At 37.3% G+C, this 16,097-nt stretch carries 18 protein-coding genes; 6 read left to right on the top strand and 12 right to left on the bottom strand.

The window, feature by feature from the left end; all coding sequences use genetic code 11:
* Nucleotides 1–408: 408 nt before the first annotated feature.
* Both ACLIBH_RS06680 and ACLIBH_RS06685 read left to right on the top strand, forming a co-directional pair.
* Nucleotides 409–1,323, top strand: coding sequence for a DMT family transporter (locus ACLIBH_RS06680; RefSeq protein ID WP_439315923.1), 915 nt, complete (start codon nucleotides 409–411; stop codon nucleotides 1,321–1,323).
* A 55-nt stretch (nucleotides 1,324–1,378) separates the two neighbouring features.
* Entirely contained in the window at nucleotides 1,379–2,236 is an 858-nt protein-coding gene (locus ACLIBH_RS06685) for a DegV family protein (protein WP_439315924.1), read from the top strand.
* A gap of 149 nt (nucleotides 2,237–2,385) precedes the next feature.
* On the opposite strand, the gene ACLIBH_RS06690 is transcribed toward ACLIBH_RS06685, so the two are convergent.
* The 3 genes from ACLIBH_RS06690 to ACLIBH_RS06700 all read right to left on the bottom strand — a co-directional run bounded on the left by ACLIBH_RS06690 (nucleotide 2,386) and on the right by ACLIBH_RS06700 (nucleotide 3,923).
* Complete coding sequence (locus tag ACLIBH_RS06690) at nucleotides 2,386–3,087, bottom strand: alpha/beta hydrolase (RefSeq protein WP_439315925.1); 702 nt, start codon at nucleotides 3,085–3,087, stop codon at nucleotides 2,386–2,388.
* A gap of 92 nt (nucleotides 3,088–3,179) precedes the next feature.
* Entirely contained in the window at nucleotides 3,180–3,587 is a 408-nt protein-coding gene (locus ACLIBH_RS06695; protein ID WP_439315926.1) for a YppG family protein, read from the bottom strand.
* 87 nt (nucleotides 3,588–3,674) lie between these two features.
* Nucleotides 3,675–3,923, bottom strand: coding sequence for a glutaredoxin family protein (locus ACLIBH_RS06700; protein WP_439315927.1), 249 nt, complete (start codon nucleotides 3,921–3,923; stop codon nucleotides 3,675–3,677).
* Nucleotides 3,924–4,267: 344 nt separating this feature from the next.
* On the opposite strand from ACLIBH_RS06700, the gene ACLIBH_RS06705 reads away from it, so the two are divergent.
* Together ACLIBH_RS06705 and ACLIBH_RS06710 are read left to right on the top strand one after the other, a co-directional pair.
* Nucleotides 4,268–4,492, top strand: a complete 225-nt coding sequence (locus ACLIBH_RS06705) for a YuzF family protein (RefSeq protein ID WP_439315928.1) — start codon at nucleotides 4,268–4,270, stop codon at nucleotides 4,490–4,492.
* Between the two features lie 75 nt (nucleotides 4,493–4,567).
* Nucleotides 4,568–5,461: a manganese catalase family protein gene (locus tag ACLIBH_RS06710; protein ID WP_439315929.1), complete on the top strand. Its 894-nt coding sequence runs from the start codon at nucleotides 4,568–4,570 to the stop codon at nucleotides 5,459–5,461.
* Between the two features lie 51 nt (nucleotides 5,462–5,512).
* On the opposite strand, the gene ACLIBH_RS06715 is transcribed toward ACLIBH_RS06710, so the two are convergent.
* The 3 genes from ACLIBH_RS06715 to ACLIBH_RS06725 all read right to left on the bottom strand — a co-directional run bounded on the left by ACLIBH_RS06715 (nucleotide 5,513) and on the right by ACLIBH_RS06725 (nucleotide 8,238).
* Nucleotides 5,513–6,106 (bottom strand): PepSY domain-containing protein, encoded by a 594-nt coding sequence (locus ACLIBH_RS06715; protein WP_439315930.1) that lies wholly within the window; start codon nucleotides 6,104–6,106, stop codon nucleotides 5,513–5,515.
* 99 nt (nucleotides 6,107–6,205) lie between these two features.
* The gene (locus ACLIBH_RS06720) at nucleotides 6,206–7,549 is read right to left on the bottom strand and encodes a HAMP domain-containing sensor histidine kinase (RefSeq protein ID WP_439315931.1); all 1,344 of its coding nucleotides are present in this window, start codon (nucleotides 7,547–7,549) and stop codon (nucleotides 6,206–6,208) included.
* The gene (locus ACLIBH_RS06725) at nucleotides 7,549–8,238 is read right to left on the bottom strand and encodes a response regulator transcription factor (protein WP_439315992.1); all 690 of its coding nucleotides are present in this window, start codon (nucleotides 8,236–8,238) and stop codon (nucleotides 7,549–7,551) included. The genes ACLIBH_RS06720 and ACLIBH_RS06725 overlap by 1 nt, the downstream gene beginning before the upstream one ends.
* A gap of 439 nt (nucleotides 8,239–8,677) precedes the next feature.
* Here ACLIBH_RS06725 and ACLIBH_RS06730 point away from each other — a divergent pair, with 439 nt between their 5' ends.
* Complete coding sequence (locus ACLIBH_RS06730; protein ID WP_439315932.1) at nucleotides 8,678–9,238, top strand: biotin transporter BioY; 561 nt, start codon at nucleotides 8,678–8,680, stop codon at nucleotides 9,236–9,238.
* Between the two features lie 106 nt (nucleotides 9,239–9,344).
* On the opposite strand, the gene ACLIBH_RS06735 is transcribed toward ACLIBH_RS06730, so the two are convergent.
* From ACLIBH_RS06735 to ACLIBH_RS06745, 3 genes are all read right to left on the bottom strand, one after another.
* Nucleotides 9,345–10,160, bottom strand: coding sequence for a DUF368 domain-containing protein (locus ACLIBH_RS06735; RefSeq protein WP_439315933.1), 816 nt, complete (start codon nucleotides 10,158–10,160; stop codon nucleotides 9,345–9,347).
* A gap of 130 nt (nucleotides 10,161–10,290) precedes the next feature.
* The gene (locus tag ACLIBH_RS06740; protein WP_439315934.1) at nucleotides 10,291–11,469 is read right to left on the bottom strand and encodes a CapA family protein; all 1,179 of its coding nucleotides are present in this window, start codon (nucleotides 11,467–11,469) and stop codon (nucleotides 10,291–10,293) included.
* Between the two features lie 49 nt (nucleotides 11,470–11,518).
* Nucleotides 11,519–12,670 carry a thiolase family protein gene (locus ACLIBH_RS06745; RefSeq protein WP_439315935.1) on the bottom strand — a complete coding sequence of 384 codons (1,152 nt, stop codon included), beginning with the start codon at nucleotides 12,668–12,670 and terminating at the stop codon, nucleotides 11,519–11,521.
* Nucleotides 12,671–13,441: 771 nt separating this feature from the next.
* Between ACLIBH_RS06745 and ACLIBH_RS06750 the strand changes: the two genes are divergently transcribed.
* On the top strand, nucleotides 13,442–13,609 hold the full coding sequence (locus tag ACLIBH_RS06750) for a hypothetical protein (RefSeq protein WP_439315936.1): 168 nt from the start codon (nucleotides 13,442–13,444) through the stop codon (nucleotides 13,607–13,609).
* 187 nt (nucleotides 13,610–13,796) lie between these two features.
* On the opposite strand, the gene arsC is transcribed toward ACLIBH_RS06750, so the two are convergent.
* From arsC to ACLIBH_RS06765, 3 genes are read right to left on the bottom strand one after another with little or no spacing between them, the layout of a single operon-like run.
* Complete coding sequence (arsC, locus tag ACLIBH_RS06755; protein ID WP_439315937.1) at nucleotides 13,797–14,237, bottom strand: arsenate reductase (thioredoxin); 441 nt, start codon at nucleotides 14,235–14,237, stop codon at nucleotides 13,797–13,799.
* Nucleotides 14,238–14,254: 17 nt separating this feature from the next.
* Entirely contained in the window at nucleotides 14,255–15,550 is a 1,296-nt protein-coding gene (locus tag ACLIBH_RS06760) for an arsenic transporter (RefSeq protein WP_439315938.1), read from the bottom strand.
* A gap of 29 nt (nucleotides 15,551–15,579) precedes the next feature.
* A complete protein-coding gene (locus ACLIBH_RS06765) occupies nucleotides 15,580–15,912 on the bottom strand; it encodes an ArsR/SmtB family transcription factor (protein ID WP_439315939.1) in 333 nt (110 codons plus the stop codon).
* Between the last annotated feature and the right edge of the window lie 185 nt (nucleotides 15,913–16,097).

Below are 16,097 nucleotides of genomic sequence, written 5' to 3' on the forward strand. Positions count from 1 at the left end.
AAAACTTAGTATAAAAACGCTCGAAGTAATCACTATTTGATTGCTTATTTTTGGTATTCGGAAACCGTAAAATAGCAGTACGCCCTAATTACACAAACACACGCTTCACGTAGGTCCTACCTAATTAGTAAACGTACATGTGCACTGGCTGGCTAACAGATAGAACGTCAGCACTTTTTTCTCGTTCTGCCGAATACACATTATTCATACTATCCAATAGTAAAAAAAGGCATCTTCCATGCTACATGGAGGCCTCTTTTAAAATCGAGTGCATATGCTTTGACAGCTATCCTAGTATAGCATAAAACGTTCCATGATATCTACTTGTGCGATTAATGATTTTTTTAAAAGGGCATGATAAGATAATAAGGGATTGTACCATTCATTCACAAATAAAGGAGAATCATCTTGAGACTTCCTCCGTTTAACCCATACATTGCTATTATCATTGGTGTTATATCGGTTTCAACCTCTGCCGTACTCGTCAAATTAGCGAGTGGTGCACCGGCAGCAATAATTGCAAATTATCGCCTGTTGTTCGCAGTTTTACTAATGATTCCTTACGTCCTCCTTAAGCACCTACATGAATTTAAGCTTATTCATAAAAAGGATTGGATCCTGTCTGCATTAGCGGGGGTTTTTTTAGCATTTCATTTTATTCTTTGGTTTGAATCTTTAAATTATACGTCTGTTGCAAGTTCTGTTGTATTAGTCACGTTACAACCGATCTTTGCTTTTTTAGGAACGTATCTATTTTTTAAAGAGCGCTTTTCCTTTGGCACAATTATAAGTATGATTATTGCACTATTTGGAAGTACGATTATTAGCTGGGGAGATTTCCAAATAAGCGGCATGGCTTTCTTTGGAGATATACTTGCCTTGCTAGGTGCGGTTACGATTACTGCGTATTTTTTATTCGGTCAAAAGGTACGCCGTCGCTTATCTTTAATGACATACACATTTGTTGTTTATAGCATTAGTACATTTACATTAATTATTTATAACGTACTATTACAAAACCCTTTTTTCGGATATCCGGCTGATCACTGGTTGTACTTTCTCGCTTTAGCCATATTCCCTACATTTTTCGGTCATACGTTGTTTAATTGGGCTTTAAAATGGCTTAGCACGTCGACTATATCAATGGGAATCGTTTTTGAGCCAGTAGGTGCTTCTATTCTCGCCTATTTTATACTCGGAGAACAGATTACATATGCCCAATGGCTCGGAGGCTCTATCGTATTGTTCGGTCTATTTCTATTTATTATGAGTACGTCAAGAAAAACAAAAGTTACGATTTCCTCAAGAAAAAATAATTCTTAATATTGTATAAGAACTGATACAATAGAAATATATTATACGGTAAAGGAATGAAAAAATGACCATTCAATTAATGACAGACGGCGGAGCAGATATTCCAAGTCAGCTTTTTAATGTAATGGACTTACTCGTTGTTCCATTGTACTTACGATTTAAAGACGAAGAAATTAAAGGGAACGAAATAGCGAGCATGAATGATTTTTATGAAAAAATAAAAGAAGCGGGAGAGCTTCCAAAAACTTCAGCACCAAGTCCAAATGACTTTTATAAAGCTTTTAAAAGCGTCGATCCTGCAGTACCTATTATTATGTTGAGCATATCGAAAGGGTTAAGTGCTACGTATAACCATGCTCTAACTGCCAAAAACATGCTTCTTGAGGAAGAACCTGAGCGTAAAATTGCGGTAATTAATACGAAAACCGCTTCATGTGGAATGGCACTTTTGCTCATTGAAGCAAATTTAAAAATCAAAGAACAGCTTTCGTTTGAGAAAATTGTACCACATTTACAAACATGTGTAGAAAAAACGGTAACTTTATTCGCTTTACAAACGTTAGATAACCTTATTTTAGGTGGTCGTCTTGATAAGGTGAAAGGTACGATCGCTAAGACACTCAACATAAAGCTTTTAATGCGTGCAAACGATGAAGATGGTACGGTTGAAGTGATTGAAAAAGTGCGAGGCAATAAAAAAACGATTCGGCGTTTCATCGAACAAATTCAAGAGTATATTGACTATGCTGGTGACAGAACGATTGTGATGACACATTGCAATGCAAAACAGCACGGGAAAAATGTTTTAGAGGAAATTAAACAAACGTATTCGTTTAAAAATGCTTATTTAACAGATACTGGTCCACTTATCTCCACATATTCTGGCGAAGGTGCATTAGTAATTTCCTTTTTTAGAAAATAAATTTACGGGTTGTTTGATAAATGACATTAGGGTGAATCTCCTTCACATTTCCCTACCAAAAAGTAATGTGATTTTGCTTCACCAACGTCATTTATTGTACAACCAATTTACGATGTTAATAGGGATATCTCTCTGTGGAAATATCCCCATCAACACGTTGCCTCTTCTTTTTCAAGAAAGCTGTAAATAATGTCATTTAAAATATGCCTATCTTCTCCTAAACAAATCAAATGATCCGATCGTTCAAAAAAGACAACTTCTTTATGCTCTGACCTAATTTCTTTATCAAGATAGTAAGCTGTTTTTGCAGGTACTAACCCATCACGCTGTCCGTGTACAATAAGAACAGGACAATCTATTTCCTTTAAATATTGTCTTGTGAACTTAACTAAACGGACAAACTCTACATTTGCTTTTAATGGAACGTCTCCTATTTTGTTTTTATAGTGAACGTACATTTCATTTTCATTTAGCTTTCCTTTTACGCCATCGCTAATCACATCACCAATATAGGAGCCTATATGTTTAAGTGATAAGTATTTTCCTGCAGGCGCCAGCAGAACGAGTCGATCAACCTTATGCTTTGCAGCAAGGTAAGCAGCAATCATCCCCCCCATTGAAAACCCAATAACATAAAGGCTGTCATATTTTTTCTGTAACTGCAGAAACGCTTCTTCAGCTGCCTTTAACCATTGTTCATACGTGACATTCTCTAAATTTAGCGTATCTCCATGACCTGGTAAAGTCGGTACATGAATATACCAACCCGTATTTTCTGCTAAGTATTCCGCCAATGGATTCACTTCATGTGGTCCACCCGTATACCCATGAATGACTAAGCAAGCAATCATAAGCATTCTCCTTTAATTAGACGATACTAGCATCTCCCGAATAGGAAAAAATATAATAAGCTTCTCCAATGCAATTTAAATCACAGATCGATCTATTTGAAGCTTTTCATTAAATCGTTAAATTGCTTTATTACTGGGGAAATTTGTTGTACGGTATTCGCGAATTGACTTACTGTCGCCATTACTTTGTTCACATCTAGCTGTCCGCTTTCATTTTGGAATGGATTCGTAAACCCATTTGGACGATTAATGCTAGCTTGTTCCTTCTGATAGCTTGAATAGCCTGCACTTGGATTAAATTGCTCCGGCCACTGTGCCGGTTGCTTTGGTTTGGCATAATAATCAAAAGGTGTTTGATAGAACGGATAGTGGCTTTCCATACTGTATGGATAAGCGTTATGTGATTCCATATGTGCATGTGGAACAAACGCAGGGTCGTGCGGAAGCTGCTTTGCAATAGAATATGGATACATCGAATGTTCATAAGGGTATCTGTACATAGTGCACACACCTCTTTTTTTACTCGTATCTACTACTAGCATATGTTTTAACACAACAGGTGTGTCAGTCAAATCGGTGCGCACATGTTAATTCATTATGTTTAAGACATCTTTTAATTTGTTTTTTTGAAAACCTAAAACAGGCAGCTTACGGCCTTTAACAAATAAGGCAGGTGTACCATAGATATCCATGCTTTGCAATCTGTCCATCTTTTTCTGTTCCTTCGTAACATTAATTTTATTATATGCTATATCCCATTCCTCAAGCTGCTTAATTAACGCCTCACATTCCTTACAGTTGTCACTGATGTATACTGTTACTTCTTTATCAGCCATACGAATCCCTCTTTACGATTGGTGTTGATTAGGAAAGATACAAATCTTTAGCCTTATCAATAATTTAATATCCTTTTTTAAATTATACTAAACACGTTTTTCAAAAAAACATTAGATTTATTATTCATTGCTTCAAGTTACGTTGAAGGTTAAATTCATTTTTTTGTATCCTAACCACTCTTTCAATTCCCCATGTTATATGCTTTTACTATTAAAAGTATTTCTATAGACACACCTTCTTTTACAGATTTATATCCTTAGCTCGTTAAACATTGTTAAATTGCTACACGTTTACCTATGTTCAGCATAGACTATTCTGAATATCTGCGAAGGAGTGATAAGAGTTGTATGCAAATACACAATCTCATATTCAAATGACAAGTCATATATGTCCTTATTTTTATCAAACGCTTTCCAACCTTTCTGGAAAAAATATCGTTGTACAAACGACCCAAAATCCAATTCAAGGGATATTGAAAGCCGTTACGCCTGATCACATTGTAATTGAAAAGGAAAACACCCCCTTTTATATCCGTAACCAAGCAATTGTTTGGGTTTCGCCTATGTAATAAATACAGAGTACACCATGTCGTTACGCTTGTAGCCATTTAAAAAATTAATTTCTATAATATAGGAGGACAATAATGTTTAAGCGCATTGATAAATTGCTCATCGAACTTCCTGCTCCCGAATATGGCGATGCTAACGCAGCTGCTGCTGTTCAGGAGCTATTAGGTGGAAAGTTCGGTGAAATGTCTACTTTAAATAATTATATGTACCAATCCTTCAATTTTCGCCAAAAGGGAAAATTAAAACCGTTTTATGATCTTGTAGCAAGTATTACAGCAGAAGAATTCGGTCATGTAGAGCTTGTAGCAAATACAATTAATTTATTACAAAAAGGAACTACATTTAACGCAGATCCTGACCTAGCTCCAATGCATAATGCAAAAGACAAACGAAACACATATAGCTTTATCGCAAATGCACAAACAGCACTAGCTGGCGATTCTATGGGAAATGCTTGGACAGGGAATAACGTGTTTTCAAGTAATAATTTAGTGCTTGATTTATTACACAACTTTTTTTTGGAATGCGGTGCACGAACCCATAAAATGCGTGTTTATGAAATGACAGACCACCCTACTGCGCGCGAAATGATTGGTTACTTACTTGTTCGTGGTGGCGCGCATATTGTTGCTTATGCAAAAGCATTGGAAATAGCAACCGGAGTTGATTTAACAAAAATGCTTCCGATCCCTAACTTGGATAATAGGGTATTTGACCATGCAAAAAAATATGAAGAACAAGGTGTTGGAAATGTATTATTTACTTGGAATAACGATGGGGATTATAACGACATTCGAAAAATTTGGAAGGGTACCAACCCAAGTAACGGAGAACCGTTGATCGTTAAAGAGGGGGTGCCAGAAGGAGGGGCTATCCCAGAGTTAGATGATTTACCAGAAGAATTTGCACCAGGGATTGGTCCTGATGAGTTTGAACAAATAGCAAAACGTTTACTAGCAAATATGTAAAGAAGGAAAGGCGCTCTATACAAATGGGCTAAGCCTTTCCTCCTTCTTTAATTAATAATCAACCTCAACGACGAGCACTTCGCCGGTATATGCATCTATTTCTATTTCTGCTTCTTCCTTGCCTGCTTCTATTTCAATTTCGTATAAGAGACGATTATTATTTTCATCAAGCTCAAAACTAATTACTGTGCCAGGGAATTCCTTTTGGGCAATTTGTATAGCCTCTGTAGAATCTATTACGGTTTGTTGCACATCTGAATTTAAATTTTCGCTATTATCCTTTTCACTTTGATCGGTATTACTGGAACCTTCTGTTTTCCTTTGCTTTGAGCTAGCAGATTCTTTTTCTTTTATCGTCAGATCCTTTTCTTTCAGCTTTAGTACTTCACCTGTATCGCCATCAAGCTTTAAGTCATATTTTTTTCCTTCACTTTCAACTTCCACTTCATATACTGCTTTGTTTAGATCTTTTTCTAATTCCATTTCAGTAATCGTACCCGGATACTGGTTTATTACTAACTGTTCCACTTCTTCGAATGATAGATTGGGCTCTGCTTGGGCAGCGTCTGAGTGATAAATACCTAAGAATAAAGCCCCTGCCGCTACTATGCCCGTTATTGCTATAACCATTTTTTTGCTTTTCATTGAATTACCTCCTTGATTCGGTTACTTTCATCTTATCGATTGAGAATGAAAAGATACTGAGATCAAGATTAGATTTTGCTGAGAATAATATTAATACTATTACATAAGTGGCAGCTTAACCGTAAATGTTGTGCCTAATCCTAATTGGCTGGATACGTCTAACTCTCCTTCATGCGTAGTAATAATTGTTTTGGCGATCGCTAACCCGAGCCCAGTTCCGCCTGTGTCTCTGCTTCTTGCTTTATCCACGCGGTAAAATCGGTCAAAAATGTGTGCTTGATCCTCTACCGTTATACCTGGGCCGTTATCCTTTACTTGTATTACAGCGCAGTTGCTTTTTTGGTTAAGAACAATGCGAACGTCTTGATCACTATATTTTAATGCATTATCGACCAAAATGTAGATCACTTGACGAATTTGATCTGTACTTCCGCTTACTCGTAAAGCTGTATGTTCATTTTCTAAGTATATGTTTCGCCGATATGCTCTTTGAAATGTATGCACAGTAGTTATGCATAGTTGCACGAGGTCTACTATCTCCACGCTTGTTTCTTGTTTATTTTTCGCCAGCAGTAACATGTGCTCTATAAGATGTTCCATACGATCTGCTTCCGACTCAATTGCTTCAACAGACTCTTCAAACAGCTCTGGATGAGTTTTTCCACGTCTGTTTAATAATTGAGCATAGCTTTTTATAATTGAAAGTGGCGTTTTCAATTCATGGGAAGCATTTGACACAAATTGTTCCTGTTTTTCAAAATTCGCTTTTAAATGTGCAATCATATTATTAAATGTTTGCGCCAATTCACTTAGTTCATCTTTCGATCGATGGTTGACGTCAAGCTTTTTCCATTGCTGCTTGTTTATATTTATTTTCATCGTTTGGATTAAGGCTTTAATCGGTTGAAGTAAGAATCGGCTTAACACATTTCCAGCTATAATCGTTGGAATTAGTATAAATAGCGAAGCGAGTAATAAAACGTAAAACAAGTTTTTCATTGTTTCTGTCAGTGTAAATAAATGCTCCGAAACCTGCAGCGTAACTACTTCACCATTTTTCCATATTATCGGTTTGTTGACCATTATAATAGGGATGCCTTCCCTGTTTTTAATAATGGTATGTGATTCCGATCCAGAAAAGCTTTTAGGTACTTTACGATATGCTTCTTTTTTTGTAAGTGTTGGAATTAGTAATTCTCCGTCTTCACGAATAACTTGTATTGTCCCTTTTGTCGGTAAAAATGCTTGCAACAGGTCTTTTTCTGGAATATTGACATTATCATTTAATGTTTCGACTATTGTGTTTGTATGTGTTACTAATTCATCTAGCTCATTATTCACCGATATATTATAAAACAATATATAGATTGCCGAATTGATGAGCGCGATTAATAAGAGCATAAACAAGCTAGAAAAGAGTTGTATTTTCGTACGTAAATTCATTACATCTGATCCTTTATTGTATAACCTACACCTCGTACCGTTTTTATATAGGACGGTGTGAATCCTTTATCGACCTTTTGTCGTAAATAACGAATATAAACGTCGACTACATTCGTATCTCCAACATAATCATATCCCCATACTAAATTGAGTAGCTGTTCTCTCGTTAATACGATATTTTGATTCGTAAGTAAGCAAACGAGTAAATCAAATTCCCTAGGTGTTAAATTAATAGACGTACCAGCTCTTACTACTTCTCGAGTATCCACATTTAATTGCAGGTCTCCAATTTCAAGCTTTTCCTCTTTCGTTTGATTTATTCTAGGATGACGCAGCTGAGCACGTATACGGGCTAACAATTCTTCTATTTGAAAAGGCTTCGTCATATAATCATTTGCTCCTAAATCTAAGCCGCTTACTTTATCATATACTTGATCGCGTGCAGTTAACAAAATAATAGGGGTAAGGTCATCGTTTTTTCTTATTCTTCGTAGCACTTCAAGCCCACTCAGTTCAGGAAGCATAATGTCAAGTAACACTAAGTCCCATTCTTTTTCTGCCATTTTTTGTATCGCTTCTTTCCCATTCGCAGCTACTTCCGGTTTATAATTTTCATAAGCAAGCTCTAATTCCAAGACTCTGCTTAACTTGCTTTCATCTTCTACAATTAAGATCGCTGGTCGCTCCATCTTCACACCTGCTTTTTTATTTTCATTATATATTGGAAAAAGCATTGATACAAACGCATCCTGTCACCTGAGTGGACAGTATGAGTAAAATGTTTGTGGGGGAACACATGCACTTATCTAACTAGATAATATGTGATCAATTTTACTTCGAACGATATACACATGAATAACACCGTTGATTTTCACTGCAGGTGGATGCTTTCCGCGGGCACGGCTTCAGCCTCCTCGGAAAGCGTAGTGTATATCTACTGCGGTCGGTAGGAATCAATACTAAAAATTAACGAATACAAAGAGCGGTTTTTTAACTTCTTAAAATAACACCCACAAATACGTGACGCAATCGAGTGAAATAAAAGTATTGACAAACTAAATTGGTTTCCTATAAAGTATAAATGTAAACCAAAAATATTGTAGGTTAACAATGGAGGAGAGAAAAAAGATGTCGGATTCAAGCTTAAAGTTGCGAATGATGATCGTAACCGCTTTATTTGCGGCTATTATTGCCGTTTCTGCACAACTAACGATCCCACTTCCACTTGTTCCCATTACAGGGCAAACATTAGGGATTGGATTAGCTGCAACAATCTTAGGATCAAGATATGGGACTTTATCAGCTACTTTATATTTAATTATCGGTGCAATTGGAATACCAGTATTTGCCCAAATGTCTGGTGGACTCGGTGTGGTTGTAGGACCTACGGGAGGATTTTTAATCGGTTTTATCCCTACAGCATTTATTATTGGTTATTATTTAGAAAAAACTGGTTTTACCGTTACACACGCATTTATCGCTAATATTATTGGAATGTTTATTACATTGACTATTGGTACAATTTGGTTAAAAATAGTTGCTGATTTGCCTTGGCGTGTAGCGATTGCCAGCGGATTTACACCGTTTATTATTGGTGGAATCATTAAAGCGTTTCTAGCTGCTTGGGTTGGTATAGCTGTTAGAAAAAGGCTAACATCGGCTAAATTACTTTATGCGACTACTACCTGAAAAATTAGAAGGAATTATCTTTAAGCAAACATCGGCTGACACTTTCAAAAAGTATCGGCCGATGTTTTTCATTTTGATAGTTTTGAGTTACGGCAGAACCGTTTTTTTAGACGTATTCCGTCTTTCCTAAAATATAAGCTACAAACAATCCTGCTGCAAAGGAAGCAATACTAGAAACGAGCATAAATGTATCTGTTGGCCATCCAGGAAAAATTACGACAATAGACCCAATGACTAAACCGATAATTAGTGCGAACGCAGCGATACGATAGTGTTTAAAAAAGTAATGAATCACTTTACTCATAACTATAATTCCAAATACAATCCCTAAGCCCATTACAATGATCACAGGCAGCTCTAAATTACTAATTGCACGCATTACGGTAGAGTACACGCCGATAATTAGCAAAACTAAAGAACCGCTTATTCCCGGAAGGATCATTGCTGCACTCGCAGCTACGCCTGAGAAAAACAATAAAATATAAGTAAAAACCGTGCGATCTGTAATAACCGCTCCTGGGTTGGAATCTTTAAAAAAGACGAGCATCCCAACTAATACTGCCCCAACTGCAATTAATCCTATATGCCTAGCTTGGAAGGTGTTTTTTGCATCTGCTTCTCGAAACAATAAGGGCAACACTCCTATAATTAGCCCAATGAAGAAAAAGAAAGTTGGAACGGGATAGTTTAAAAGCAGCCAATCCATTAATTTACTCAGTGTAAAAATAGCAAAAACGACCCCTAATCCTAATGGAAGCAAAAAAGATAAATGGGTGCGCCAATTCTTTGTAAAAAAACCATTAATTGCAGCAATAAGCTGATCATAAAACCCGAGCAATACGGCAATTGTTCCTCCACTCACTCCAGGGACGACATCGCTTGCCCCCATCGCTATTCCTCTATATATATTTTTCCATTGCATTCTTCATATTCTCCTTCTATACAACATGCGCTCGATTTCTCCGTACAAATAGTAGAATACCATCCCGAAAGCACGCTTGAATGTATTCGTGTTCTGATTAGTCTACCGGCGTTAAACCAGCTAGCACATATTATTCCTCAATAAATTCAAGCTCAGGCAACCATTGAGACATATGCGTTTTTATCTCATTATAATGGTTAGCAGCATCGGGTAATTCATTATTTGTCACTTGAAACATCGGGAGTACACGGTAATTGGTATCATTCTCATTATAAACATACGTTGGCAAAAATGCAGGTGACTTGAGCTGAACAGTTTTTTCTTCTCCATCTATCGTTTGTTCAATTGTAAACTTTAACACGCCACCGATCTGCCGATATAGCTTGTCTTGTCCAGATAAAAAATTCCCTAATGAATAGGCAACGAGCGTTTGATTGCCATTATCCCCTTCAACCCATTCAAGTGGTTGTAATACATGCGGATGATGCCCTAAAACTGCGTGGACACCATTATCTGCAGCAAATTGCACCAGTTCCTTTTGCTCTTCGCTTGGGAATCGTTCGTATTCATTTCCGAAATGTAAACTAAGAATGACTACATCTGCTTTTTCCTGTGCATTTTCAATATCAGCACGCATAATTTCTTTATCAATTAGATTCACTAAAAAGTCTTTTCCTTCTGGAATTGGAATCCCATTTGTTCCATATGTGTACGCTAAAAATGCGACTGAAATATCTTCTTCTGTGTGATAAATACGTACCGTATTCCTGTCTTGTTCATCTTTATATGCACCTACATACATCATGTCAATCGTTTCCCAATGAGCAATCGCACTCTGGATGACATCCTCTCCACGATCCAACGTATGATTATTAGCTAGCGATACAACGTTCACACCTACCTCTTTTAATGCATCACCCACTTCTTGAGGACTATTAAATGCCGGGTACGTTGACAATCCGAAGTCGATGCCTCCGATCATTGTTTCTTGATTTGCAACCGTAATCGTACTGTCATTCAAATATTTTTCTACCTCTTGTAACATTGGAATAAAATCATAGCCGTTCGCAACCTCTGCATCATCATACACCCGCTTATGAATTAACATATCTCCTATTGCTGAAACGGTAATTTCCTTTGTAATTGGCTCGTCTACGGCCATTTCTTCTTCCGCTTCCGGTAGTTGAATCTCTTCTTCTTTTTCTTGGGAATTAACTTCTTCATTTTCTTCATCGCTCGTACATGCTGTAAGAACAATCCAAATTACGAATAATACTGCCAATACGATACACTTTTTTTGTAGTTTCATAAGGGAAAAAACTCCTTTTTTCTTATAAATAAAACACTAACGTAACCTTCTATTTTATCCTTTCAATTATCGTTGCATTTGCCATGCCCATACCTTCACAAATCGACAGTAGTCCGTACGTTCCATTTATTCGCTCAAGCTCATACATTAGTGAAACGAGTAGCTTTGTACCTGTAGCTCCTAATGGATGCCCTAGGGCAATAGCCCCTCCGTTTACATTTAATTTATGTATATCTCCTTCTACTTCATGCAGCCATGCAAGCGGTACAGGTGCAAATGCTTCATTAATTTCATACCGATCAATTTGCTCAATTGTTAATCCGCAACGGTCTAATGCTTTCTTTGTTGCTGCTATCGGTCCTGTCAGCATAAGCGTAGGATCTGACCCAACAACCGATCTTGCAATTATTCGTGCTTTTGGCTTCAATCCGAGCGCGTCCGCTTTATTCTCTGCCATAAGGATAACCGCACTCGCCCCATCACTAATTTGACTTGCATTGCCAGCAGTTATTCTCCCACTTTCTTGAAAGACTGGATCTAAAGCTTCAAGCGCTTCGATATGAGCATTTTCTCGCGGTCCTTCATCACGATCGATAATCTTAACCATACCTGTACGATCAACTACTTCAATTGGAGCAATTTCTTTTGAAAAATAATTATTCTGCAATGCACGAACAGCCAATTTATGACTCCGTAACGCATAGTCGTCTAATTGCTTTCTGGATAGCCTCCATTTTTCTGCTATCATTTCTGCAGCTATCCCTTGATTGACAATCCGATAGTTTTTTGTTAATTTTGGGCTCGATTGTACTTTCCTGAGATTCGAAAACATCGGTGCACGCGTCATGCTCTCGACCCCGCCGGCAATGATGACGTCCATGTCGCCTGCCATAATCGCTTGAGCTGCAAAATGAACTGCCTGCTCACTGCTGCCACATTGCCGATCGATTGTTACACCAGGTACATGTTCAGGAAAACCAGCAATTAAACTAGCAGTACGTGCAATATTCATCGCTTGTTCATTTACTTGCGTGACACAACCAATAATAATATCTTCAACGATGTCCTTGTTCACACGTGCTCGTGCTGTTAACGCTTGTAAAACCTGTGCGAGCAATTCATCTGGTCGACAGTTTGCAAAAGCTCCTTTTCTTTTCCCGACCGCCGTACGACACCCTTCAACGATCACAACGTTCCTCACCTTATCGCTCCTTTTATAATATGTTTAAGATTTACCTTCCACTTATTATTTAGATCTTCGAAAAAAAAACGATACTTCATTGAAACGAATAAGGCTACTTCTTTAAGTATACATGCTGAATTAATTACATAATAGCTCTTATTTTCAACTAACCGAAAATCTGCTCTTTAAAATTCTCTAAGTGTATATATACGTCTAAAGTATATGCGTAAAGTGCTTGCAGGAGAACATATGAACTACTGGGAAATTCATTCGAAAATTTGCTATTAATATATCAACAATAGCCGTTGACATATGGGAAGACTCCCTTAGAGAAAGTTCCAGTAGGTAAAGCAATTCCTGGAAATCCATTTAAGAAGCTTGAAAAACCTTTTATATAAGCGGAGCCATTGTCCACAGATTAGGCGTAGAAAATATCCGCAGATTCCTTGGGGAACAAAACAAACCCGAAAATCCTTGAAGCGACTCGGAAACGAGGAGCTACAAAAGCTGAGACCGTTCCCACGGAAAGCGTAGTGTATATCTACTGCGGTCGGTAGGAATCAATACTACTAGTAACGAATAAAAAGAGAGGTTTTTTAACTTCTTAAAATAACACCCACAAATACTTGACTCCATCACCTATACTCGTTTAGATGCGTTTTATACTAGTCTGTCGTATACTAGTAATAATGTGAATGCCGATCCTAGATTTATATTGTAATTGATTTCCAGTCTGTTTACACTACAACTAAAAACGAATTCACTTACAATCAAACAGAGGTGCAAACGATGAAAAAGTATTTTACTGCTTTATTTATTGGCTTAAGTATACTCGTATTATTAGTTGGCCTAAGAATCGACGTACGATGGAATGGTATTGCTTCTTGGGGACTCGTCTTTCTGTTTTCAATATTTGCAGTCTATTTCACAAAGTATATCCCGAACGAAGATGAATAAATAACGGTTCTTTGCCAAATGACGTTCATGACTTCACATTTTCCTAGCAAAAAGTAATGTGATTTTTCTTCACCAACGTCACATATTGTACAACCTAAATAAGAAAGGCCTTCACCAGTTAATTTTGGTGAAAGCCTTTTTGGATTAAATGAAGGGCATAGGAAAATGCATTTTCTTACCACCCAACTTAAAGCTCATCTACAGAGCAACTTTTCATTTCTTCTTTAAACGACTGAATTCGTTGTTCAATTTCATCCCTTACTCTGCGAAACACTTGCCATTGTTCCTCTTCCGTACCTTTTGCTTGAGCAGGATCATCAAATCCCCAGTGCAGACGGGTGATGTTCGGCGGTGTCACTGGACACTTATCATTAGCATCCCCACAAAGAGTTATAACGTAGTCCGCCCGATTTAATATTTCATATGCCACTATATCCGACGTCTGCTGTGAAATATCAACATCTATTTCTTTCATAACCTGTATTGCTTTTGGATTTAAACCATGTGCTTCAATCCCTGCCGAATAGACATCACATTCTTCATGCAAATACTTCCTGGCAAACCCTTCCGCGATTTGACTGCGACAAGAATTACCCGTACATAAAAAATAAATGATTTTTTTACTCACGTTATCCTATCTCCCTTTTAGTAAATAAAGCCAAGCCATAAATACAAGCCGACTAATGTAATAAACAACGTAGGTACCGTTAGCAATAGCCCTACTTTAAAATAATAACCCCACGTAATTTTTACGCCTTTCGTTTGAAGCACATGAAGCCATAAAAGCGTCGCTAGTGAACCAATGGGCGTTATTTTTGGACCTAAATCGGAACCAATTATATTGGCATAAATAAGTGATTCCCTAACGATACCGGTTGTGCTCGTCTCCGCTATTGCTAATGCATCAATCATAACGGTCGGCATATTATTCATTATCGATGATAAAATTGCAGCAATAAAGCCCATTCCTATCGTAGCGGCGAATACACCCTCAGCAGCGATCGTTTCAATAACATCTGCCAACACACTAGTAAGTCCTACATTACGTAGTCCATACACTACGACATACATACCAATAGAGAAAAATACAATTGCCCAAGGTGCACTTTTTAGTACCATTCTTACATTTACTGCAGAGCTTGTACGAGAAATAAAAAGAAATAAAAGAGCAACGATCCCTGCTACCAAAGACACCGGAATTGCTAACGTCTCACTGACAAAATAACCGACGAGTAAAATGATCAGAACGCCCCAGGATAAATAAAACAAACGTAGATCCTTCAAAGCAGCTGCTGGTTTTTTTAACTGTGTTACTTCATAATTTCGAGGAATGCTTTTCCGAAAAAACAAATACAATACAACAATACTTGCTCCGAGACTAAACATATTCGGCACAACCATGCGAACCGCATATTCTAAAAATCCGATATTAAAAAAGTCTGCTGAAACAATGTTTACAAGGTTGCTTACGACAAAGGGTAATGAAGTTGTATCTGCAATAAACCCAGATGCCATCACAAACGGAAGCACAATCTTTTCCTTAAAATCAAGTGCTCGTACCATCGCAAGTACAATTGGCGTTAAAATTAGAGCAGCCCCATCGTTTGCAAACAAGGCAGCAACAAGTGCACCGAGCAATGTCACAAGAATAAACATTTTCAAACCATTTCCATTGGCAACGCGTGCCATATGTAATGCTGCCCATTCGAAAAAGCCTATCTCATCTAAAATTAAAGAGATAATAATTAACGCAACAAAGGTTAACGTGGCGTTCCATACGATGCTAGTTACATCGATCACGTCTCCAAAGGATACTACACCGACAAGTAATGCTAGAAGTGCGCCCATACAAGCAGACCAGCCAATTGATAAGCCTCGTGGCTGCCAAATAACAAAAATTAATGTTAATACAAAAATAATTACGGCTAAATATACAAGCATCTCTTTCCTCCAAAATTTGCGGTACTCACTTATTTACAAACAATTCTTTTCCGATTGATCTCTAGCTCCTTCACTTGTGTCGCTACAGAGGGCAGCGTGTTCATTAGATGAAGCAATAAAGGATAATAAGGATGATAGCGATTTAAAGAATAAAAGTTCCACTTCCCTCTTTTATCTTCCAAGATCAAATCGACTTGCTTTAATTTACGTATGTGCTGACTAATCGAAGGCTGGCTCATTCCAAGCAGCTCAACTAATTCACATACACAAAATGTATCCATTGTTAAAAAAGCAATTATTTTTAGGCGTGTTTCCTCCCCAATTGCTTTTAGAACATCTTCTGCAAGTGCAAATGAACACAAATTTAATCCTCCTCATCATATAAATAAGTAGTTATGCATTTTATAAAAATTATACATTATTTATTATAAATTTAGTTCATTATATAATCAATCGATTATTTGTAAAAGTAATGTACAGAAATAGAGGAAGGAAAACAAAGCATTTTTAATTCACATCGTACATGAGCTCGTGTATACGTTGTAGC

Source organism: Virgibacillus sp. W0430 (genome assembly GCF_051846935.1).
GTDB lineage: Bacteria > Bacillota > Bacilli > Bacillales > Amphibacillaceae > JBPYCR01.